The 20,866-nt window shown below is 71.6% G+C and carries 19 protein-coding genes and 2 pseudogenes; 8 read left to right on the forward strand and 13 right to left on the reverse strand.

The features are described from left to right. Positions 1-23: 23 nt before the first annotated feature. Positions 24-2,045, reverse strand: a complete 2,022-nt coding sequence (locus M2163_RS09685; protein ID WP_280893745.1) for a beta-galactosidase — start codon at positions 2,043-2,045, stop codon at positions 24-26. Between the two features lie 198 nt (positions 2,046-2,243). On the opposite strand from M2163_RS09685, the gene M2163_RS09690 reads away from it, so the two are divergent. From M2163_RS09690 to M2163_RS09705, 4 genes are all read left to right on the forward strand, one after another. After that, positions 2,244-3,275 (forward strand): LacI family DNA-binding transcriptional regulator, encoded by a 1,032-nt coding sequence (locus M2163_RS09690; protein WP_280853204.1) that lies wholly within the window; start codon positions 2,244-2,246, stop codon positions 3,273-3,275. Positions 3,276-3,851: 576 nt separating this feature from the next. Next, positions 3,852-4,202, forward strand: a complete 351-nt coding sequence (locus tag M2163_RS09695) for a VOC family protein (RefSeq protein WP_280853202.1) — start codon at positions 3,852-3,854, stop codon at positions 4,200-4,202. A 67-nt stretch (positions 4,203-4,269) separates the two neighbouring features. Further along, positions 4,270-4,659 carry a MarR family transcriptional regulator gene (locus tag M2163_RS09700; RefSeq protein WP_280853201.1) on the forward strand — a complete coding sequence of 130 codons (390 nt, stop codon included), beginning with the start codon at positions 4,270-4,272 and terminating at the stop codon, positions 4,657-4,659. 145 nt (positions 4,660-4,804) lie between these two features. Beyond that, a complete protein-coding gene (locus M2163_RS09705) occupies positions 4,805-5,785 on the forward strand; it encodes an AraC family transcriptional regulator (RefSeq protein ID WP_280854274.1) in 981 nt (326 codons plus the stop codon). A gap of 264 nt (positions 5,786-6,049) precedes the next feature. On the opposite strand, the gene M2163_RS09710 is transcribed toward M2163_RS09705, so the two are convergent. The 5 genes from M2163_RS09710 to M2163_RS09730 form a co-directional block, all read right to left on the reverse strand. Further along, positions 6,050-6,445: an SseB family protein gene (locus tag M2163_RS09710; protein ID WP_280853200.1), complete on the reverse strand. Its 396-nt coding sequence runs from the start codon at positions 6,443-6,445 to the stop codon at positions 6,050-6,052. A gap of 363 nt (positions 6,446-6,808) precedes the next feature. Then, positions 6,809-7,351 (reverse strand): cysteine hydrolase, encoded by a 543-nt coding sequence (locus tag M2163_RS09715; protein WP_280853199.1) that lies wholly within the window; start codon positions 7,349-7,351, stop codon positions 6,809-6,811. Beyond that, positions 7,348-8,892 (reverse strand): cytosine permease, encoded by a 1,545-nt coding sequence (locus tag M2163_RS09720; RefSeq protein WP_280893746.1) that lies wholly within the window; start codon positions 8,890-8,892, stop codon positions 7,348-7,350. Before M2163_RS09720 ends, M2163_RS09715 begins: the two co-directional genes overlap by 4 nt. 133 nt (positions 8,893-9,025) lie before the next feature. Then, a complete protein-coding gene (locus M2163_RS09725) occupies positions 9,026-9,439 on the reverse strand; it encodes a cytidine deaminase (protein ID WP_280893747.1) in 414 nt (137 codons plus the stop codon). Between the two features lie 56 nt (positions 9,440-9,495). Next, positions 9,496-9,978, reverse strand: a complete 483-nt coding sequence (locus M2163_RS09730) for a MarR family winged helix-turn-helix transcriptional regulator (RefSeq protein WP_280893748.1) — start codon at positions 9,976-9,978, stop codon at positions 9,496-9,498. A gap of 394 nt (positions 9,979-10,372) precedes the next feature. Here M2163_RS09730 and M2163_RS09735 point away from each other — a divergent pair. Further along, positions 10,373-10,597, forward strand: a pseudogene (locus M2163_RS09735) (helix-turn-helix transcriptional regulator); the annotation flags it as partial. A 91-nt stretch (positions 10,598-10,688) separates the two neighbouring features. Beyond that, entirely contained in the window at positions 10,689-11,816 is a 1,128-nt protein-coding gene (locus tag M2163_RS09740; protein WP_280853195.1) for a hypothetical protein, read from the forward strand. Positions 11,817-11,961: 145 nt separating this feature from the next. On the opposite strand, the pseudogene M2163_RS09745 reads toward M2163_RS09740, so the two are convergent. Further along, positions 11,962-12,538, reverse strand: a pseudogene (locus M2163_RS09745) (NADP oxidoreductase). Positions 12,539-12,743: 205 nt separating this feature from the next. Between M2163_RS09745 and M2163_RS09750 the strand changes: the two are divergent. Continuing rightward, positions 12,744-13,973: a SpoIIE family protein phosphatase gene (locus tag M2163_RS09750; RefSeq protein ID WP_280853194.1), complete on the forward strand. Its 1,230-nt coding sequence runs from the start codon at positions 12,744-12,746 to the stop codon at positions 13,971-13,973. Positions 13,974-13,986: 13 nt separating this feature from the next. Here the strand turns inward: M2163_RS09750 and M2163_RS09755 are convergent, their stop codons facing one another. The 4 genes from M2163_RS09755 to M2163_RS09770 form a co-directional block, all read right to left on the reverse strand. Continuing rightward, the gene (locus M2163_RS09755) at positions 13,987-15,699 is read right to left on the reverse strand and encodes a serine/threonine-protein kinase (protein ID WP_280893749.1); all 1,713 of its coding nucleotides are present in this window, start codon (positions 15,697-15,699) and stop codon (positions 13,987-13,989) included. 100 nt (positions 15,700-15,799) lie between these two features. Next, a complete protein-coding gene (tatA, locus tag M2163_RS09760; RefSeq protein ID WP_280853192.1) occupies positions 15,800-16,018 on the reverse strand; it encodes a Sec-independent protein translocase subunit TatA in 219 nt (72 codons plus the stop codon). A 72-nt stretch (positions 16,019-16,090) separates the two neighbouring features. Further along, positions 16,091-17,797, reverse strand: coding sequence for an LCP family protein (locus M2163_RS09765; RefSeq protein WP_280853191.1), 1,707 nt, complete (start codon positions 17,795-17,797; stop codon positions 16,091-16,093). A 432-nt stretch (positions 17,798-18,229) separates the two neighbouring features. Then, a complete protein-coding gene (locus M2163_RS09770; RefSeq protein ID WP_280853190.1) occupies positions 18,230-18,586 on the reverse strand; it encodes a metalloregulator ArsR/SmtB family transcription factor in 357 nt (118 codons plus the stop codon). 229 nt (positions 18,587-18,815) lie between these two features. On the opposite strand from M2163_RS09770, the gene M2163_RS09775 reads away from it, so the two are divergent. Further along, a complete protein-coding gene (locus M2163_RS09775) occupies positions 18,816-19,082 on the forward strand; it encodes a GlsB/YeaQ/YmgE family stress response membrane protein (protein ID WP_280893750.1) in 267 nt (88 codons plus the stop codon). A gap of 28 nt (positions 19,083-19,110) precedes the next feature. Here M2163_RS09775 and M2163_RS09780 read toward each other — a convergent pair whose 3' ends face one another. Together M2163_RS09780 and M2163_RS09785 are read right to left on the reverse strand one after the other, a co-directional pair. Further along, entirely contained in the window at positions 19,111-20,028 is a 918-nt protein-coding gene (locus M2163_RS09780; RefSeq protein ID WP_280893751.1) for a squalene/phytoene synthase family protein, read from the reverse strand. Between the two features lie 130 nt (positions 20,029-20,158). Continuing rightward, positions 20,159-20,815 (reverse strand): alpha/beta hydrolase, encoded by a 657-nt coding sequence (locus M2163_RS09785; protein WP_280893752.1) that lies wholly within the window; start codon positions 20,813-20,815, stop codon positions 20,159-20,161. Between the last annotated feature and the right edge of the window lie 51 nt (positions 20,816-20,866).

The following is a 20,866-nucleotide window of genomic DNA, read 5'->3' on the forward strand; positions in this document are numbered from 1 at the left end:
CTCGCGGGCGGAGGGGAGTCGGTTCAGCCGTCGAGGCGTACGACCCGGACGGCACCCGCCGGGACGGCGAGGCGACCGGAGGCCCGTTCGCCGGTCAGCAGTTCGGTTCCCGCCGCGTCCAGGGGCACCTTGGCCTCCGACGCGCTGTGGTTGACCACGAAGACGTAGGAACCGGTCTCTCCGTTGCGCCGGACCACCTCGACATCGTGGGGCAGGTCGGCGCGCGCGGGGAGCCGTGCGTCCTCGGCGGCCCGGCCGAGCAGCGCGTCGAGGCCCTGGGCGGCCAGGCGTGTGGAGACGTACCAGGCGGTGCCCGCGCCGTGCCGGTGCCGGGTGACGGCCGGGTGACCGGCGGTCAGTCCGTCGGCGTACGTCCACACGGTCTCGGCACCGCGCGGCACCACGAACTCGGTCCACACGTCACCGGTGAGCTCGGAGCCGTCAGGGCCGGTGACACGGACCGACTGCTCGGCCAGCAGGGGCGAGAACTCCTCGACGGTCAGGCCCAGGACGTCCCTGAGCGCGCCCGGGTACGGGCCCGGGTGGACGGCGTCGTGCTCGTCGACGATGCCGGAGAAGTACGAGACCACGAGGGTGCCGCCGTTCTCGACGTACTCCCTGAGGTTGGTCCCGGCGGCCTCCGTCATCAGGTACAGGGCGGGGACGACGACAAGGGGATAAGCCGACAAGTCGGCTTCCGGGTGCGCGAAGTCGACCGTGAGGTGGCGGTCGTAGAGGGCCTCGTAGAAGGCGTCGGCACGCTCGCGCGCGTCGTGGTCCGCACTGGGGCGCCAGTCGAGGTTCTGCGCCCACCAGGAGTGCCAGTCCCACAGGAGCGCCACGTCCGCCTGGGTGCGGGTGCCGCGGATCGTGCGCAACGAGTCGAGGCAGGCGCCCAGTTCGACGACCTCCCGCCACACGCGCGTGTCGGTGCCGGCGTGCGGGACCATCGCCGAGTGGAACTTCTCGGCGCCGCGCCGGGACTGGCGCCACTGGAAGAACATGGCGCCCTCGGAGCCGCGGGCCACGTGCGCGAGGGAGTTGCGGGCCATCTGGCCGGGGGCCTTGGCGGGGTTGCGGGGCTGCCAGTTGACGCCGGAGGTGGAGTGCTCCAGCAGGATCCAGGGGGCGCCGCCCGCGACCGAGCGGGTGAGGTCGGCGGCCATCGCGAGGTTGACGTGGGTGCGGCGGCCGTCGGTGATGAGGTAGTGGTCGTTGGTCACGATGTCGACCTCGCGGCCCCAGGCCCAGTAGTCGACCGAATCGCACTGGCTGAGCGCGGTCATGAAGTTGGTGGTGACCGGGACGCCCGGGGAGAGCCGGTGCAGGATGTCCCGTTCGGCCACGAAGTTCTCGCGCATGGTGGCGTCGGCGAACCGCTTGTAGTCCAGCGCCTGGCCGGGGTTGCCGACGGTGGCCGCGGTGCGCGGCGGGTCGATCTGCGCGAGGCTCGTGTAGTGCTGGCCCCAGAAGGCGGTCCCCCAGGCCTGGTTGACGCCGTCGACCCCGCCGTACGTCGTCTGGAGCCAGCGGCGGAAGTGGGCGGCGCAGGAGTCGCAGTAGCAGGCGGAGACGGGGACGCCGTACTCGTTGTGCACGTGCCACATCGCGAGGGCCGGGTGGTCGGCGTAGCGCTCGGCGAGCCGGGTGGTGATGTTCGCGGCGGCCGCGCGGTAGGCGCTGTTGCTGTGGCAGATGGCGCCGCGGGAGCCGAACGCGAGCCGGGTGCCGTCGGCCGTCAGCGGCAGTGCGTCGGGGTGGGCGCGGTAGAACCAGGCGGGCGGGACCACCGTGGGCGTGCCGAGGTCGACGCGGATGCCGTTCTCGTGCAGCAGGGCCAGGATCCGGTCCAGCCAGCCGAAGTCGTGCACACCTGGTTCCGGCTCCAGGAGCGCCCAGGAGAAGATCCCGACGCTGACCATGGTGACCCCGGCCTCGCGCATCAGCCGGACGTCCTCGTCCCAGACGCTCTCGGGCCACTGCTCCGGGTTGTAGTCCCCGCCGAAGGCGAGCCTGGTGAGGCCCCTGGGGGTGGTCTCCGGCATGGGTCTCTCCCGTTTCGAAAGGTTGGGAACGTGCACACACAGTTCCAGAAGTACGCGGCCCAAGATAACCGCACACCAGGGAGCGTTGCCAAGTGTCTGACATGACACTTTCCTGTGCACGATCCCAGCCCATCGGCACCCCTGGGGTGCCGTCCCGCCGTACGGGCACCCTCTCCCGCCCCCCAGGGCCTTAGAGTCTTGACCATGAACAATGCGGGGGGCAGGCGCAAACCGCCGACGATCCACGACGTGGCCCGCGAGGCCGGGGTCTCGCGGGGCACCGTCTCGCGCGTGCTCAACGGCGGACACTACGTCAGCCCGCCCGCCCTGGAGGCGGTCAACGCCGCCATCCGCAAGACGGGGTACGTCGTCAACCGGCACGCCCGCTCACTGATCACCGGTCGCTCCGACTCGGTCGGCTTCCTGCTCACGGAGCCCCAGGAGCGGTTCTTCGAGGACCCCAACTTCAACGTGCTGCTGCGCGGCTGCACCCAGGCACTGGCCGCGCACGACATCCCGCTGCTGCTGATGCTGGCGGGGACCGAGGACGAGCGGCGCCGCATCAAGCGGTTCATCACCGCGGGCCACCTCGACGGCGTCCTGCTCGTGACCAGCCACTCCGCCGACCCGGTGGCCGAGGAACTGCACAAGGCGGGTGTGCCCGTCGTCCAGTGCGGCAAGCCCATGAGGTCCGGCTCGAAGGTGAGCTACGTGGCCGCGGACGACCGCGACGGCGCCCGTGACATGGTGCGCCATCTGCTGTCGCTGGGGCGGCGCCGGATCGGCATCGTGACCGGCCCGCTGGACTCGCCCGGCGGTGTCGACCGGCTCGCCGGCTACAAGGAGGTCCTGACGGAGGCCGGTGTCGAGATCGACGAGCGGCTCGTCGTCTCCGGCGACTACAGCCGGGCCGCCGGGGAGGCGGGCACCGACCGGCTGCTGGCCCAGGCCCCGGACCTGGACGCCGTGTTCGTCGCCTCCGACCTCATGGCCCTCGGCGCCCTGACCGCGCTGCGCCGGGCAGGCCGCCGGGTCCCCGAGGACGTGGCCGTGGGCGGCTTCGACGACTCCATCGCGGCGACGGAGGCCACCCCGCCCCTCACCACGATCCGCCAGCCCTACGACCGCATCAGCGCCGAGATGGTGCGCCTGCTGCTGGCCCAGCTGGGCGGCGAGGACCCGGCGGCGGTGATCCTGCCGACGGAACTGGTGCGCCGGGAATCGACCTGAGGCACGGTGCCCGGTGATCCGGTTGACGGCGAAGGGTGCGCGGTTCCGAGGCGGTGTTCTCGCCGAGGGAGCTGGTGCAGCGGGGGCGGTGCTGGGCCGGATGTGCAGGCCAGGCCGACGGCCCGCACCAGGCGGACCCGGCTCACCGTCGGTGCGCCCGCGCCGACCGGCGCCTTGTTCCGCAGCAGAACGCGGACGGTTCCGCCACAGGCGGTGGCACGCGAAGCCGCTGTCGGCGGCGACCCCGCCGACACCGCTCTGCGGCGCGAGTCGGCCCGAGCCGGGGTCCAGGCCGGGCCGGTCGCAGGCACCACCGCCTCGCCGGAAGGCGGTTCGTAGGCGCTGATCAGTGTGTCGACAGGCGGCGGGGCGCAGCGGGCGAGGGCACCGCGCCGACCCGCCCGTCAGGCCCGGAACACGCCGCTCGGCACCCCGGACAGTATGACCTCCCCGCACCCCGCTGCCGTTGGGGCGACCGAGCGACCGGTCAGGATCGGAGAAGCGTCCCTCCCCTCCCCCGGCCTAGCGTGAAACCACCGACACGGACCGTCGGGGACGCCACACGGAGGAGCAACCATGACTGCCGGACTCAAGACGATCATCTACCCCGTCAAGGACCTGGCCGCCGCGAAGGCCCTGTTCGGCGCGCTGCTGGGGGTGGAGCCGTATGCGGACGAACCGTATTACGTCGGTTTCAAGGACGCGGGGCAGGACGTCGGCCTCGACCCGAACGGACACGCCAGGGGCATGACCGGCCCGGTGCCCTACTGGCACGTCGAGGACATCCGCGCCACGCTCGCCGCTCTGGTGGCGGCCGGCGCGGAGACGCTCCAGGACGTCCAGGACGTCGGCGGCGGCAAGCTGATCGCCTTCGTCAAGGACGCGGACGGCAACCTGGTGGGGATCACCCAGGACCCGCAGGCCTGAACCATGTCCTTGCACGCGCACTAGTTGCGCAGGCAACAACTGGTCGGAACGGTGTTACCGTGCATGTATGGCGGTGAACACGGTCGGAACCGGCCTCGAGGAGCGGTGGCGGGACATCCTGTCGGTGCACGCGCGCACGATGTGCGAGATCGACCGCGTGCTGCACCCGCACGGGCTGGGCGCGAGCGATTTCGAGGTGCTCGACATCCTCGCCACCGAGTCGCCCCGGGAGGGCGACCAGTGCCGGGTGCAGAACCTCGTCGGCCGGGTGCATCTCAGTCAGAGCGCGCTGTCCCGCCTGATCGGCCGTCTGGAGAAGGACGGTCTGGTGGAGCGGTCCGTGTGCGTGGAGGACCGGCGGGGCGTGTGGGTCTCCCTCACCCGCAAGGGCCGTGACCTGCACTCCGAAGTACTGCCGCTCCAGCGCGAGGTGCTGGCCAAGATGCTCGACGGCTAGGCGGGCTTGCTCCACCGGGGTCTCGATTCAGGGCCCTCGCACACCTTTCGCCACGGCGGGACCCTGTTCGCAACGTCCTCCGGCCGTCCGCGGGTCATGCTGGACAGCAGACGCCGAACGGGGAAGGGGCTGACACGCGTTGGCCGTGGAGGAGGAGCGGGCCGCCGAGTTCCACAGCTACACGACCGGCTCGCTGGAGGAGGCGCACGACGCGATCGCGGCCCACTACTACGACCTGCGTCTCGACGTCACGGGCCCGGCAACGGACTTCGCGACCAGGCTCAGCGTGGTCGACCTCGGCGCGCTCGTCGTGGGCGACATCCGCTTCGGCACCGAGATGCGGATGAGCTTCGGCGAACCGGGCGTGTACCACGTCGCGGTGCCCTTCGGCGGCTGCTTCAGTGTCCAGCAGGGGCGCGGGGACGTGGAGTTCGCGACCGAACGGCGGGCGGTGGTCTTCGATCCGGCACGGGGCATCCACATCGACACCTGGTCCGCCGACTGCCAGGCACTCACCGTGAAGGTCGACAAGGCGGCCCTGCTCCGGCAGTTGGAGGTGCTGCTGGGCCGGTCCGTGCGGCGCCCGCCGCGCTTCGAGCCGTACATGGACGTCTCGCGGGGGCCGGGCCTGAGCTGGATGCGTCTCGCGATGTGGAACCTGCTGGAGCGGGACGTCCCGCTCGGACTGCTGGGCCATCCGATGATCCGGGGACGTCTCGAACAGACGCTCCTGGAGGGGATGCTGCTGGCCACCGACCACACCTTCCGCACCGCGCTGGACGCCCCTCCCCCGCCCATGCGCCCGGCGTCGGTGAAGCGGGTCATGGACGCCGTGCAGGAACTCCCCGCCGAGCCCTACGACGCGAACCGGCTCGCCGCCATCGCCCAGGTCAGCCTGCGCACCCTCCAGGAGGCCTTCCGCAGGCATGTCGGCATGTCCCCCATGGCGTACGTCCAGGAGGTCCGCCTCCAGCGTGTCCACCGGCAGTTGCGGGCGGCGGCGCCGGGATCGACGACCGTGACGGACGTGGCGCACGCGTGGGGGTTCGTTCATCTGGGCCGGTTCGCACGGCGGTACCGGGAGCGCTACGGGGAGTCGCCCTCGCAGACCCTGCGCGCCGTGTGAGCCGTCGCGCCCGCCGATCCGCCGCGTTTTGCGGACATGCGCCACGCATTCCGGAGCGACGGTCTGCCGGATCGGACCTATGGTCGGGGCACGGCGATCGCACGGTACGCCGGGGATGAGCAGGGTCGGCGCCGCTCATCCCTGGTCTCGCGTGCAGGACCCCGGGTGCGACAGCGGGAGCAGGTCGTGCCCCTTCGCGGGCCCGGCTGCTCCCCCTCCGTCGCACGTGGTGGCCGGGCCCCACCGTGTGAGGCCGGCCCGGGCTCAGCCCTGCGGCCGCGCCAGCAGCGTGCGCACACCCTCGGAGGTGAGCGTCAGCGGGTGCGTGGAGCTGGCGTCGATCGACAGCGAGAGGTCGCCGTCCGGCCACTGTGCGGCGAGCGCGCCCAGCGGCACCAGACGGTAGCGGGAGACGAACGGAAGCAGTTCGGCCATCTCCGTCTCGGAGGTGAACACGGGCACCACGGGAGCGCCGTCCTGCTGCTCCAGCACCGGCAGCGCCACGGTCGTGTCCTCGTCCGCGGCGTCGTCGGGCACCGGAATGAGCACGTCACTGGTCGCGAGCGTGTCCAGCGCCGTCGCGTCCTCGGTGTTCTGCGTCAGCGCGTCCAGCGCCCGCTGAGCCGGTGTGGCGTTGTGGTCGTTTGCGGGTGTCTCCATGGCAGATCCCCTGGTAGCGGCGGTCGTGCGGCCCGCCCGCGGGCATGATCGCCCGGAGCGCGGTCCTGCTCGCGTACCCGAGCGTGCCGAGAGCATGCGTTCGGGACGGCAGGGAATCAGCCCGATGTGCTCCGCGGGCAGCAGCCCGATGTGCTCCGCGGGCAGACCGAGGGCGTGGCGTCCGACCCGGCCCATGAGCGACCGGGTGGCGCCTGTGCACGTGCACGTCGGCAGGCGTGCGATCGGGCTCCGGGAGCCCGCCTGCGGTCGGGTGGAGTACTGGGGCGTCCTTCCACGCTGCGTGCCCGGCGAGGCGACATGGCCGGTCCCCGCCCGTCACCGACCGGATACCGCCAAGTCCCTTCAGGTGTCGAGCAGTTGCTCCACGGTGACGACGCGGATCAGGGGCCCGTACAGCGCCATCACCTCCAGTGCCCTGGCGTGCGAGTCGTCGTCGGCCCCGGCGCAGGCGTCGGACACCACCAGGGTCTCGACGCCCGCGTCGGCGGCGGCCAGGGCCGTGGACAGGACGCAGCAGTCGGTACTGACCCCGGCCAGGACCAGGCGGTCCTCGGGGCCGACACGGGTGGCGAGTTCGGGGGTCCACTTGCCGAAAGTGGTCGTGTCCAGGGTGTGCGGTGCCCGGTCGGCGAAGTCGTCGGTGAGGCGCCACAGCGGGGCGGCCGGCGGCTGGAGTGCGAAGGGCCACTGCGCGTAGTAGGCCCGCCAGGCACCGGTGGGCTCCTCGGGGGCGACGAAGCGGGTGAAGGCGACCCGTTCGGCGAAGGCCGGCAGCAGTCGCCGTACGCCTGCCGCCGCCTCGGTGTAACGGGGGGCGGCCCAGGGACTGTCGGGCTCGGCGAAGACGCGCTGCATGTCGATGACGGCGAGGAGTCCTGTCGTCATACGGCGTCCTCCTGCGCGCGGACCCGTCCGCGGCCCAGGACCAGGGTGCCGAGGAAGCCGGCCGCGAGCGCGGCCAGCACACCGAGGTTGGCGTACGCCCAGGCGCCGGACGTGCCGCCGAGGCCGAACGGGTCGAGGAGGTAGCCCTGCCAGTCCAGCCAGCTCGCGGCCGAGTTGGTGACCAGGCCCCAGCCCAGCGCGGTGGCGAGGACCGTGAGGATGAGCGGGGTGGGCGGTACGTCGCCGTAGCGGCCGCGCGGGCGGTACAGGTCGGCCTCGTCGTAGTCACGGCGGCGCAGGAGCAGGTCGGCCAGCATGATGCCGCACCAGGCGGCGATGGGCACGCCGAGCGTGGTGAGGAAGCCCATGAACTGGCCGAGGAAGTCGTCGGCGAAGAAGACGATGTAGACCGAGCCCGCGATCATCAGGACGCCGTCGACGAGTGCCGCCAGCGGGCGGGGGATCCTGAGACCCGCCGAGAGCAGGGCGAGGCCCGAGGAGTAGATGTCGAGGACCGCGCCGCCGACCAGGCCGAGGACCGCCACGACGGCGAAGGGCACCAGGAACCACGTGGGCAGGAGGGTGGTGAGCGCGCCGATCGGGTCGGCGGCGACGGCCTCGTCGAGCGTGGTGGACGATCCCGCCAGCAGCAGCCCGAAGACCAGCAGGAGCAGCGGGGCCACGGAGGCGCCGAAGGTGGTCCAGCCGACCACGCCGCGGCTCGACGAGGTCCGGGGCAGATAGCGGGAGTAGTCGGCGGCGGCGTTGACCCAGCCGAGGCCGAAGCCGGTCATCATGAAGACGAGCGCTCCGATGAACTCCTGGGCGGAGCCCGCCGGCAGGGCGCTGACGGTGCTCCAGTGGATGTGGTCGGCGACCAGGGCGACGTAGACCACCGTCAGTACGCCCGTCACCACGGTGATGACGGTCTGGAGCCGCATGATCAGGTCGAAGCCCATCACTCCGCCGACCACGGTGAGTGCCGCGACCACCACCAGCGCGACGACCTGGGTCTGCGTCCCGCCGCCCCAGCCGAGCCGGCCGAAGACGGTCGCCGTGGCCAGGGTGGCGAGGGCGCACAGCACGGTCTCCCAGCCGACGGTCAGCGCCCAGGAGACGACCGACGGGAGGCGGTTGCCGCGCACCCCGTAGGCAGCGCGGCTGAGCACCATCGTCGGCGCGGAGCCCCGCTTTCCGGCGACCGCGACGAAGCCGCACAGCAGGAACGAGAAGACGATTCCGATCACTCCGGCGACCAGGGCCTGCCAGAAGGAGATCCCGAAGCCGAGCGCGAAGGAGCCGTAACTCAGGCCGAGGACGGACACGTTGGCGCCGAACCACGGCCAGAACAGGGTTCGCGGGGTGCCCTTGCGTTCGGCGTCGCCGATGACGTCCAGGCCGTGGGTCTCCACCTGGAGCTGCCTGCCGGTGGCTCTGCTGCCGGTGGATCGGTCGTCAGTGGATCGGTCGTCGGTCGATCTGTCGTCGGTCGATCTGTCGTCGGTGGGTCTGTCGTCGGGGAGTCCCGAGGAGTCCGTCATCGTCGACCTGCCTGTTCGGACGTGTGGGGGGCCGACGGTAGGCAGGGCGGCGCGGCGGCGTCAATCGCGCCGTGGGGCAGTCACCTCCGGCGGCCTCCGACGCGGTCAGGAGGAACCCGTCGGCCGTCTCGCCTCACTCGGTGTCGAGCTGGTGATCGGCCCAGACGTAACTCTCGGGCAGCAGGTCGGTGATGCGCACGGTCCGCACGCCGGTGGCCGTGCCGACGACGACCCCGATGTCGGGGAAGTAGTCGAGCAGAACCTGCCGGCAGCGACCGCACGGCGGGACGACCCCCCGGTCGCGGTCTCCCACGGCGACGATCGTGTCCAGCTCGTAGGCGCCCTGGGCGGCCGCCGTGCCGATGACGACCAGTTCGGCGCAGGGCCCTCCGGTGAAGTGGTAGGCGTTCACGGCGGTGATGATCCGGCCGTCCCGGGCCCGGGCCGCGGCTGCCATGGTGTGGTTGTCGCCTCGGCAGCGGGTACGGGCGACGTCCGCCGCGGCCTGGACGAGTTCGTGGTCGACGGGGTGGTTCCGCGTGGTCAACTTCTCTTCCTCTGCTCTTCGTCGTCGCGCGCGTCGGTCGCGGGGGCGCGGAGGCCTCACCCCTCGCGCAGGGCCTGGTGGATCTCGCCCAGGGCGCTGGTGAGCCGTGCGTAGTCGTCGCGGGCCAGCGGTGCGACGAAGTAGCGCTCCACGACCTGCGAGTGGACGGCCACGGCTCGGAGGAACACGGTGTGTCCGTGCTCGGTGGGCTCCACCAGGACGCTCCTGCGGTCCTCCGGCGAGGGCACGCGGCCCACGAGACCGGCCTCTTCCATGCGGTCGATCAGCCGGGTGATGCCGCTGCTGGTCAGCGTGAGGTCGTCGGCGAGCTCGCGCTGCGAGACCTCCTCGTCCGGTTGCCGGCAGAGCCGGATGAGGACCTCGAACATCGTGTGCCCGATGCCGCACTCCCGCCGCAGGGCGGTGTCGATCCGCTGCTCCAGCCGGGTCGCGGCCTTGATCAGCAGACCGAAGTCGTGAACACGGGGGCTGTTCGCCGCGCGGGCTGCCTCGGCTCCCCGACGGGTGGTGGCTTCCACTGTCCGCACCCTCTCCTGCCTGTGGCTCGGTCCACACCTGCCCGAGCAGTTTACTGCGGGCTCACCTACCAACCTCTCAATTACTGATCAGTCAATCTCTGAGGGGTCAATTGCTGAGTAGTCAACAAAGTCCTATGCTCGGCCTCCCCGGCGCGGAGAGCTTCCTCGGCGCGACGAGTCGTAGAAGGGAAGTCCCATGGACCTGCAGCACTGGCTGGGCCGAGCCACCGAGGCGATACAGGAGTGGGCCGACGGCTTCGGTCCCTACCAGCCGCACGCCTCACTCCATGTCGACGACGACCGCTTCGCCGCCGCCTTCCACGAGTTCACGGACCGGCTGGGCGACAACTACCCCTTCTTCCACCCCCACTACGGGGCGGGCGGCCTCGCCGACCCCGCCCGCCTGTCCGCGCTCACCCCCAGGGAACGCGAGGTGATGTCCCTGGTGGCCACGGGCCTGTCCAACGACGAGATCACCGAACGCCTCTTCGTCACTCCCGTCACCGTCAAGACCCACGCCAACCGCGCCATGGCCAAGCTCGGCGCCCGCGACGGGGCCCAACTCGTCGTCATCGCCTACGAGACCGGACTCGTCCGCGCCGGAGAGCCCCGGGACTGACCCCACCCGCGCGTGCCGCACGCGATCATCACGCCCTACTCTTCCTCTGTTCGAACACTCGGGTCATGGGTCGAGACGGGGGAAGACACACATGGCATACCGGCGCGCGGTGATACCGGCCCTGGTCGGCGGCCTGCTGATCACGCTGTTGCTGTGGTGGGCGGGGGCGAGCGCACAGGCACTGCAACTGCGCGGCAGCACAAGCCTGTTCGACGTGGACTCCGTCAACGAACTCCGGCGGTGGCTCGCGCCCTGGTCGTACGACTCGACCGTGCTGTCGTCCGACGGGTCCGGGGACGCGGGCCCGGGCGCGGACGCCCGCTACGCCGGTCTGTACGGCACCGCGATGCAGATCAGGTTCGTCGCCCTCTTCGCGTTCTTCCTGGCCGGCGCGCTGCTCCTGCTCCGCAGACTCCCGCCGACCCAGGGGCGCACGCCGGCCACGCTGCTCGCGCTGTGGGCCTGGACCCCGGTGGCCGCGACCCTGGCCGTGACGGTCTCCGCGCCCTGGCTGATCGCGTCCCGGGGGCGCGGCAGCTACCGGATCCTGCCCCAGCTCGCGGGCGTGATCGCTTCGAGCGGCCCGGTAGCGGTGCTGGCGGGGCTGGTGACCGCCCTGGTCACGGTGGCGGTGGCGCGGGTCACCGCGAAGGGCGCGGAGCCGCTGCCCCGGCGCGATGTGCCGCCGCGTGCCGCCCGCCTGGCCGCGAGCGTCGGGACGGCGGTGGTCGCGCTGTCCCTGGTGGTCCTGTCGTACCAGTCGACGGCAGCGTGGATCCAGACGTCGTTCACCGGGTCGGGCCTGCTGTCCGAGCCGGGGGATCTGCTGCGCCTGTGGCTCCTGCTGGGCGCCTGGAGCGGCCCGGCGGGCACCTCGGTCGGCCAGTGGCTGCTGTACCGGGTTGCCGACCTGCTCGTGCTGGCCGTGGTGTGGTGGTCGCTGCGCCTGCTGCCCGGCCTGCTCACCCGGGCCACCGCGCCGGCGATGGCGGTGGGCACGGTCTGCGCGACCGTGCTGGGACTGTTCGCGAGCCAGATCCTGCACATGGCGATCGACGACACCGCGTCCGTGTGGGGCCCCGTGCACGTGCTGTCCCCGCTCGGCACGGGCGTCCCCGCCGCCCTCACCTTCGGCGTCACGTCGGGGCTCACGGCCCTCGCGGCCCTGCGGCTCGCCGGGGACCGCGACCCTCTGCCCTCCCCCGTCGTGCCCGCCTGACGCGACCGGCGGCGTGCCGGGACGGCCGTCTGACGCAGAACATGGTGAGCCCTGCTCCAGCTGTTCCGGTATCGAATCGAGGCGAGAGCCGCGCCGAGGTCGGCCGGGGAGCGGTGGTCGGGGAAGACGGCGCAGGTGCCGCCGATCATCTCCAGGCCGGCCGCGTCCGCGGCAGGTGCCGGTGGACGGTCGGACGGCCTCGGGCCTGGCCGCCGCTCCGGGCGCCCTGGACATGGAAGTTGAAGTCGCCGCGGCCGAGCGCGCCGTACAGGCGCAGCCATATCGGCAGGAGCATCTCCGCGCCGCGGGCGGAGGTGATGTCGCCCAGGTCGAGGACGCTCGCCTCGGGCCAGCCGAAGGAGACCAGCAGCGCGGTGACGGCCTTCTTGGCGCCGGTGTCGTCGCCGCTGACGAACACGGTGTGCTCCCCCGCCACCCGGGCCGGGTCAGACCTTCCCGTTCAGGTTGGCCGCGCCCCCCGCGTGCAGGGCGGTGAGGCTCTGCTCGCCGTCGGTGGTGTTGACGACCGTCTCGCCGAAGGCCGCGGCCGCCTCGAAGGTGTCCAGCCGCACCTGGTCGTGGTCGGCGTGCCACCGCTCGAACGGCGGATTGCCCATGCCGTCGGGTTCGCCGCGCGAGAGACTGGCCTGCGGATCGCGCGTGCCGATGACGACGTCGTGGCCGAGGGAGGGGAGCTTGCCGGCGATGGTCCGGCCGGCGATGCCGGTACCGAGGACTGCGTAACGCGTACGAGTGGACCTTCCGGGAGTCCGGCGACCGGCCGCGGGACCCGGCCCGCGACGGATCCGTACCAGGTCGAACCAGGTCGTTCGTACCGCCTGATGACGGTATCTGTCGAGGCGGCGGCCTGTTCCCCTCTATCGTGGAAAATCACATCATGATGGCTCGTGTCGAGGCAGGCTGCACATGAGGGAACCGCAGATCGACTACGCGGCGGTCTTCCGGGCCCTGCCCGGCATGGTGGCGTTGCTGACGCCCGAGCTGGTGTACGTCGACGTCAACGACGACTTCGTACGCCTGACCGGTCGCGCCCGCGAGCAGCTGCTGGGCCGCTACATCTTCGACGTCTTCCCCGAGAACCCCCATGACTCGGCCGCGGCCGGGATGCGGGAGACGCGTGAGTCGATGCTGCGCGCGGTGGCCACCGGCGAGCGCGACACCATGGCGGTGCTCCGCTACGACATCGAGGACCCCCAGCGGCCCGGCCACTGGCAGGAGCACTTCTGGAGCCCGGTCAACGCCCCGGTCCTCGGCACCGACGGGAAGGTGACCCTGATAGTGCACCGGGTGGAGGAGGTCACCGAGCTCATCCGGGCCCGCGGCGGACCGGGCGGCGACAGCCGGGCCCGCGTGCTGGAGGCCGAGCTGTACACCCGGGCCCGGGAACTCCAGGAGGTCAACGAACGCCTGCGCAAGGCACACGCCCGCGAGCGTGAGGTCGCCCTGGCCCTCCAGGAGGCCCTGCTGCCCGCCCCCCGGCCGCTGGGCCACCATCAGGCGGCGGTCCGCTACCGGCCCGCCGTCGGCGCCCTGAACGTGTGCGGTGACTGGTACGACCTGGTCGACCTGCCGAACGACCGTCTCGCCGTCGCGGTCGGTGACGTGGTGGGCCACGGTCTGCCCGCGGCCTGTGTCATGGGCCAGCTGCGCAGCGCCCTGAGCGCGGCCGCCCGCGTCGCCGACGGTCCGGCCCGGGCTCTGGAGGCCCTCGGGCTGTACGCCCGCTCCGTCGACGGCGCCGAGTCGACCACGGCCGCGACGGCCTTCATCGACTGGGACGACCGCACGCTCACCTACAGCAGCGCGGGCCATCTCCCGCCCGCCCTGCTGCACCCCGACGGCACGGTGTCCTTCCTGGACCGGGCCACCGACCCGCCGCTCGGCGCCAGCCCCGAACACGCCAGCCGTCCGGAGGCCATCTCGCCCTTCGAGGAGGGCGCCACGCTGGTCCTCTACACGGACGGTCTGATCGAACGCCGCACCGAGGACATCGACACCGGTCTGGCCCGTCTCACCGACGCGCTCACCCGTCACCGCCACGCCGGCCCCGACGAGCTGGCCGACGCCCTGCTGACGGAGCTGCTCCCACCCACCGGCAATGCCGACGACACCGCTCTCGTCGTCATCCGCCTCTGAGTCCTGACAGCCCTCAGTCCTCCGCGGGCATGACGCGGGTCACCTTGCCCTTGGTGGTCGCCTCCAGATAGCCGGACTGGCTGTACTCGTTGCTCAGGTACACGGCCATGCCGAGAGGGGTGTCAAAGGTGTCGTTGGGCTGCCTGACCAGGATGTAGCGGGTTTCCGGGTCGTCGACGTTGAGCTTCTTGCGGGCCTCGTCGAGGAGTGCGGGCACCTTGTCCCAGGCGAAGCCGTCGAGGCGGAAGGGCCGGTCGCCGCCGGACAGGGTGCCCTTGATGATGCCCTTCTCCACGCCCCGCCCCAGGCGGTACGTGTAGGTGTCGTACTTGCTGTCGCTGCCGTCGACCATCACCTCGGCCGAGACGAAGTCGTCGTAGACGCTGAAGTCACCGAACCGGTCCCGGCCGGTCTCCTGCTCAAGGGCCTTGATGGCGGTGCGGATGCCGTCGGGGGTGAGCAGGGACGTGGTCGTCCCCTGCGACTGTCGGCCTGCCGGGGCTGCGGTCGAGGAACCGGTCGGGCCCGGCACCGAGCCGGCGGAGGACGAGACGCCGGGGTCCGGGGTGGCGCCCTTGTCACCCGAGTCCCCGCCGAAGGGCACCAGCCACCACAGCAGGGCCAGGGCACCCGCGAGCGAGGCCCCCGACACGGCGAGCACGGCGGCAGGTCCGGACCGATTCCCGCCGCCCGCCCGGACGGGCGAGGTCACCGGCTGACCGTTTCCGGCGAGCACGGGCGGCGGCCCGAACCCGGCGGCACCGCCGACGGGAGCGGCGGGCGGGGCGTACTGCCCCGGGTAGGAGGGAGCCGTCACGGCGGGCGGCTGGTTCAGCGGGTAGGAGGGGGGCTGGTGCCAGGCGGTCACCGGCCCGCTCTGCCCGGCCTCGATCTCCGCCAGCCGTCGGTCCAGCACGGCGGACGAGGGCCGCGCCGCCGGATCCCGTACGAGCACGCTCATCAGTACGTCGCCGATGGCGCCGGCCCGCATCGGCGGCGGTACCTCCTCGTTGAGGACGGCGGCGAGGGTGGCGAGGGTGCTGCCGCGGCGCAGCGGGTGGTGGCCCTCCACCGCGGCGTACAGCATCATCGCGAGCGACCACAGGTCCGAGGCGGATCCGCCCTCGTGGCCCGCGATCCGTTCCGGTGCCATGAAGTCGGGTGTGCCGATGATGGAGCCGGTGGCGGTGAGGCTGGTGGTCTCGCGGATCGCGGCGATGCCGAAGTCGGTGAGGACCGGGCGGCCGTCGGGCCTCAGCAGCACGTTGGCGGGCTTGACGTCCCGGTGCTGGATGCCGGCGTCGTGTGCGGCGGCCAGTGCGGCGAGGACGCCCCGGCCGATCCGTGCCGCCTCGGCGGGTGGCATGGGGCCCTGGGCGAGCCGGTCGGCGAGCGAGCCACCGCTGACCAGCTCCATGACGATCCAGGGGTAGGTGCCCTCGCCGCCGTCGACGATGTGGTGGATGGTGACGACGTTCGGATGGTCGATCCGGGCCAGGGCCCGTGCCTCGCGCAGCACCCGCTCGCGCAGCGCCCGCGCGCCGTCCGGGTCGTACTCGGCGAGGTCCCGGTCGGGCGGGCGGACCTCCTTGACCGCGACCATCCTGTGCAGCGCCAGGTCCCTGGCCCGCCAGACCGTGCCCATGCCGCCCCCGCCGAGGCGGGCCTCCAACTCGAAGCGCCCGTCGACGACTCGTCTGCCGGGGCCCTCGTCTGCCTCACTCATGGGCGGGAGCTTACGGCGAGGACGTCCGAGTCTCCCAGCGGAGTCCGGCACCGGTCCACGCGGTCGCGGCCCGCCCACCGAACCGGTCCGGGTACGGAGTTCAGCCGACCGGGTCGCCCTCGGTCGTGCGTTGCGCGGCCGGGACGGCGGTGCCCTGCCCGGTGCCGTCCTCCTTCATGGCCTTGGCCTCGCTCTTGAGGATGCGCATCGACTTGCCGAGCCCGCGGGCCGCCTCGGGCAGCTTCTTGGAGCCGAACAAGAGAATGATCATGATCGCCACGATCAGCAGGTGCCAGGGCTCCAGTCCGTTGCGCAGCATGCCGCAGGTCCCTTCTCCGTGCTCATTATTGCCAGCTTGCGCAACTGTACAACTATCGGCCCGGTTCCCGCCTCACTCGTCGGAGTCCTTCTTGCTGCCCGCCGCCGCGTACGCCTGTGCCGGTGTCATCGGAACCCCGTTGAGCGCGACCGTCTTGTAGGGGCTGACCTGGGCGCACTTCTTGGCCTCGTCGGCGGTCTGGGCGTGGGCGTTGGAGACCGCGGCCTTGGTGTCGGCGGGCGCGGGCGAGGACGTGCCGCCGGGGAACGTGGTGCCGCTCGTCCAGTCGCCGCCGATCACCAGGGTCAGACCGGTGCCGGTACCCGCCTCCAGGTGCGAGGCGGGCAGTCCGAGCGCCTTGGCGGCCGTCTGGGCCTCGGCCTTCTGGCCCGTCCCGTAGGTGAGGGTGGTGGTCGACGCCGGGCTCGGTGCGTTGGCGGTGGTCGTGTCGGAGCTGAAGCCCTGGCCGGTGAGCGCGTTCGCGACGTCGGAGGCACGGCCGGTGATCCGGGTGCCGTTCTCGACGGTGACCGCGATCTCGGACGCGGGCACCGCCTTGGCCGAGGCCGTCGCCGAGGCCGCCGCGGACTTCTTGCCGGAGCCGGTGCTCAGCGCCTGGTCGTCGGCGATGCTGGAGAACAGGGCCTTGGCACCCGGACCCACCACCACCCGGTTGGCGTCGTCCGGATCGGCGGCGGTCTGCATCGTGGTGAACGTCATCCGCTTGGTGGGGACCTTGTTCACGTCGGCCGCGAGACCGATCAGCTTCTTCACGGTACCCAGGCCGTCGTCCACGGTGAGCGCCTTGGTGGCGGCGTTCGCGAGGGCGTAGACCGCGGTGGGGTCGGTGAGCGTGCCGGCGCTCTTGAACTTGCGGATCATCGCGCTGAGGAAAATGTGCTGGGAGACCGTACGGCCGAGGTCGCTGCCGTCCCCGAAGCCGTGCCGGGAGCGGACGAACTCCAGGGCCGCCTCACCCTTGAGGGTGTGGTCGCCCCTGGACAGTTTCAGGTGCGAGTAGGTGTCGTACACGTTGTTGTCGACGCACACGGAGACACCGCCGACCGCGTCGGACATCTTCACCACACCGGAGAAGTCGAGCTTGACGAAGTGGTCGATGGGGATGCCGGTGAGCTGGTGGATGGTGGCGACCTGGCAGGCGGGGCCGTACCGCAGCGCGCTGTTGATCTGGCCGTAGTAGCCGGGCGTGGACTCGCCGCTCTCGCTGTCCTTGCAGGCCGGGACGTCGACCATGGTGTCGCGGGGAATGCTCATGACGGTGGCGTTGGAGCGGTCCGCGGAGATGTGCACCACCATCTGCACGTCCGCGTTGCCGTTCCCGCTCTGCACTCCGGTCTGGGAGCAGCCGCCGCCCAGTTTGCAGTCCGCCTTGCTGGTGCGGCCGTCCGAGCCCATGACCAGGATGTTGATCGGGGTCCGGCCGAAGGCGTCGGCCTTCTCCGTACCGCCCTTGCCGTCGAGCGCGACGCTGTTGATGTTGCCGTTGAGGTGCTGGTAGAACCACCAGCCGGCCCCGGCCGTGCCCAGGACGAGAAGCGCCAGGCATATCCCGGCGATCTTCAGCACCCGCCTGCCGCGCCGCACCGGGCGGGCCCGGCGACGCGGTCGCCTGCCGCCGTGCGAGCGGGCCGCCGCCCGGGCCGCGGCCCGGCCGCCGGGCCGGGGTTCTGCGCCGGCCCCGCTCTCCCGCGGTCCCGGCACACGGCCGGTGCGGCTGCGTGTGGCCTGACCGCCCGGGCCGTCCCACCGGTCGCTCATCTCCCACTCCCACGAAACGGTCGGGCCCCTCAGGCCGGGCCATGGAGGGGGCGGCCGGGCGTGCGCGGCGGTGTACAGGCAGGCCAAGCGGGAACTTCGCCTAGGTTGCGTAGTTGCGCAATCTAACAAAGCCCTGGCCCCGACCAGTACGGATCCCGGCGCAATTCACGGGTGAGAGATCTCATGGAGGAATGCGGCAACCTCATGGAGGTCTCCGTTCTCCCCCACGGCCCTTACCGCCTTCGCCCAGTAGCCGAGGGCCGGCAGCTCGTCCTCGGTGTGCGGAGCGGCCGTCGTCGGGCCGTTCCTGCCGGCTGGGGTCGGCGAAGCCCCGACCCTTCCTGACCTCGTCGAACGTGACGCGGCACCGGACTGCTGGGCTCGGCCGTGACCGCCGGGGGGCTGAGTGGAGGAGCCCGTACAGGAGGAGGACTAAGAGCCCCGTGAGGCGGTCCTGTGTGCGGCCGCTGGGACGCCACGGGCGGTCAGTTGGCCGACCATCACGCGGACCACGGTCACGATGTCGGGGTCGTCGACGTAGTAGACCTGCCGACGGCCCTCGCGGCGCGAGCGCACGAGTCCCGCCAGCTTCAGCTTCGCGAGATGCTGGCTGACCGCGGGCAGCGCACCGCCGACCCGGTCCGCGAGGTGGGTGACGTCGCTTTCCCCCTGGGACAGCGCCCACATGATGTGCAGCCGGGCGGAGGAGGCGAGGAGTCCGAACACGGCGGCCGCCTCGGTCAGCACCTCGACGGAGGGGTCCCCGGAGCCACCGGCGAGTGTCGCCACGATCCCCTCCCCTCCCACCCCGGTCACTGTCGACGCACATGTGCTGTCTCAGTGTAAGGGTGCGGAACAGGGCCGATGAGCATGCCTCCACTTCATTGATTGCGCAATGTAATAAGCATGTGGAAGAACGTCGACGACTTGTCACCATTGCCTGGTGGACGCCGTTCCGCACTGGCGCCAGTCCCTAGGATTGCGCAATCAGGCAACCGAAGTGCTGGAGGACTGTCACGTGGGCGTCATCGGCTGGATCATCCTGGGTCTGCTCGCCGGAGCCATCGCCAAGATCCTGCTGCCCGGCCGCGATCCGGGCGGCCTGGTCGGCACCACCCTCATCGGGGTCGCGGGAGCGTTCGTCGGCGGCTGGCTCTCCGCGCGCTTCCTCGACCGCCCGGTGGAGAACCACTTCTTCGACCTCTACACCTGGGGTGCGGCGATCGGCGGTTCCCTGGTCCTGCTCATCGGCTACCGCCTGCTGTTCGGCAACTCGCGGAACTGATCCGTGGCCGCCCTCGGGACGGCCGCGCTCAGCAAGGCGAAGGTGCGCCACCGAGCCGACGCCTCTCGCGCAACAGAACGGCGAGCGGTACGCGGACGCCGTACCCCACCGCCCGCCGCGTGACGGAGGTACCGGACCTCTCGACGCGGGACAACTGATGCTCCGCCAGGTCCAGCAGGGCACGCTGCAAGGGCCGGAAGCCGGGAGCGGTGCAGTCCACGAGAGCTCGCGAGTCGGTGAGCGACTTTCTCGTCCTGCGGCAGGTCAGGGCGACCAACTCCGCGACTCCTGCCGTGTCCTGGCCCTGTTCGAGGTCGGCGCGGCTGACGCCGAAGCGGTCCAGGTCCTCCTGCGGCAGATACAGGCGTCCTTCGGCCAGGTCGTCGGTGAGGTCGGTCAGGAAGTCCAGACGTTGCAGCCCTTCGGCGAACGACCGGCAACGGGACCGGAAGACCGCGTCACCGCCTCCCTCGTACTGCAGGTCCTCGATCAGCATCAGGGCCGGCAGCGCGAGGCCGTCGACGTAGCGCTGGAAGTCGGCTTCGGTGGCGTGGCCGGTGAAGTGCAGTTCCTCGGTGGTGGCCTTGAGGTAGGTGTGCACCCAGTGGTGGGGCAACCGACGTGCGGCCACGGTGTGGAGGAAGGCCCGCAGGACCGGATCGGCGGCATGCCCCGACTCCAGCCCGGCGCCGACCTGTTCGGCCCAGGCCGCCCAGCGGGGCAGGCGCTCGTGCAGCGGCCCCTGGTCGGCGAGGTCGTCGGTACGGGCGAGGAAGGCGTAGGCGGCCACCACGTGCGGGTGCAGTTCCGGGGCCACCAGCAGGCGTACGGCGGCGTAGTGGGCCAGGATTCTCCGGGCGAAGACCCGGGCGGCGGTCGTGTAGTCCGCGCGCAGACCACGGTCCTGCACCCCGGCGACCGTCAGTCTGCGATCCCAACTCGACACGAGGTAACGCCCCTTCATCTCCGACCTGACGTACGGGACCGCCGCGGCCCTGGACGGCAGGGCACCGAAGGGGCGGTCGTGGTGACCTTAGCCTTCTTCCAACTGCTGGTGCACAGCGCCGACTTCGCGTTCAGAGGGCGGCGAGTTCGACAAGGTGCCGGACCGTCCCGGCGGGATCGACGGTCTGGTGGAGATGCGCACCGGGCAAGTGGGCCACGCGCCAGCCGCGTCGGCGGGCCTCGTCGGCGAGGTCGTCGTACGGAGGGCCGAACAGCAGGTAGCCGCAGGGGTGGTCGTCCCAGCCGTCGGGCACCGGGATGTGCTGCTCGTAGTAGGACAGGGGCAGGGTGGGCTGCTCCTCCACCACCGTCCGCCGCGTCCGCGGATCGGTGAACATGGGGGCGACGTCCGCCTCGTCCCACCAGTCGGTCCAGCGCGGCAGTCTGCCGTCCACGGCCATCGGGCGCAGGAAGTCCAGCAACTCGGGCGGGGCGACCGGGGTCGGTCCCGACCGGGCCGGCAGTGCGGCATCGACGAAGACCGAGGCGGTCACCGGGCGGTCGAGACCCGAGCGGATCACCGGGACGAACAGGCCCGCGTTGCTATGGGCGACCAGTACGAGAGGACTGCCGGCCGGGACCCGGCGCAGGTCGTCGCGCACGGCGTCCACGACGCGAGGCCAGAAGGGCGGCGCGCCGGCGCCGATGTGCAGGAGGGACGGCACCCGCACCCGATGCCCCGCCGCCTCCAGGCGCTCGGCGGCGGGGTACCAGGTCGAAGGGCCCACGGACGGACTGTGCACGAGAACGAAGACCGGCTGCATGGGAGGATCCTGTCG

Source organism: Streptomyces sp. SAI-135 (genome assembly GCF_029893805.1).
Lineage (GTDB): Bacteria > Actinomycetota > Actinomycetes > Streptomycetales > Streptomycetaceae > Streptomyces.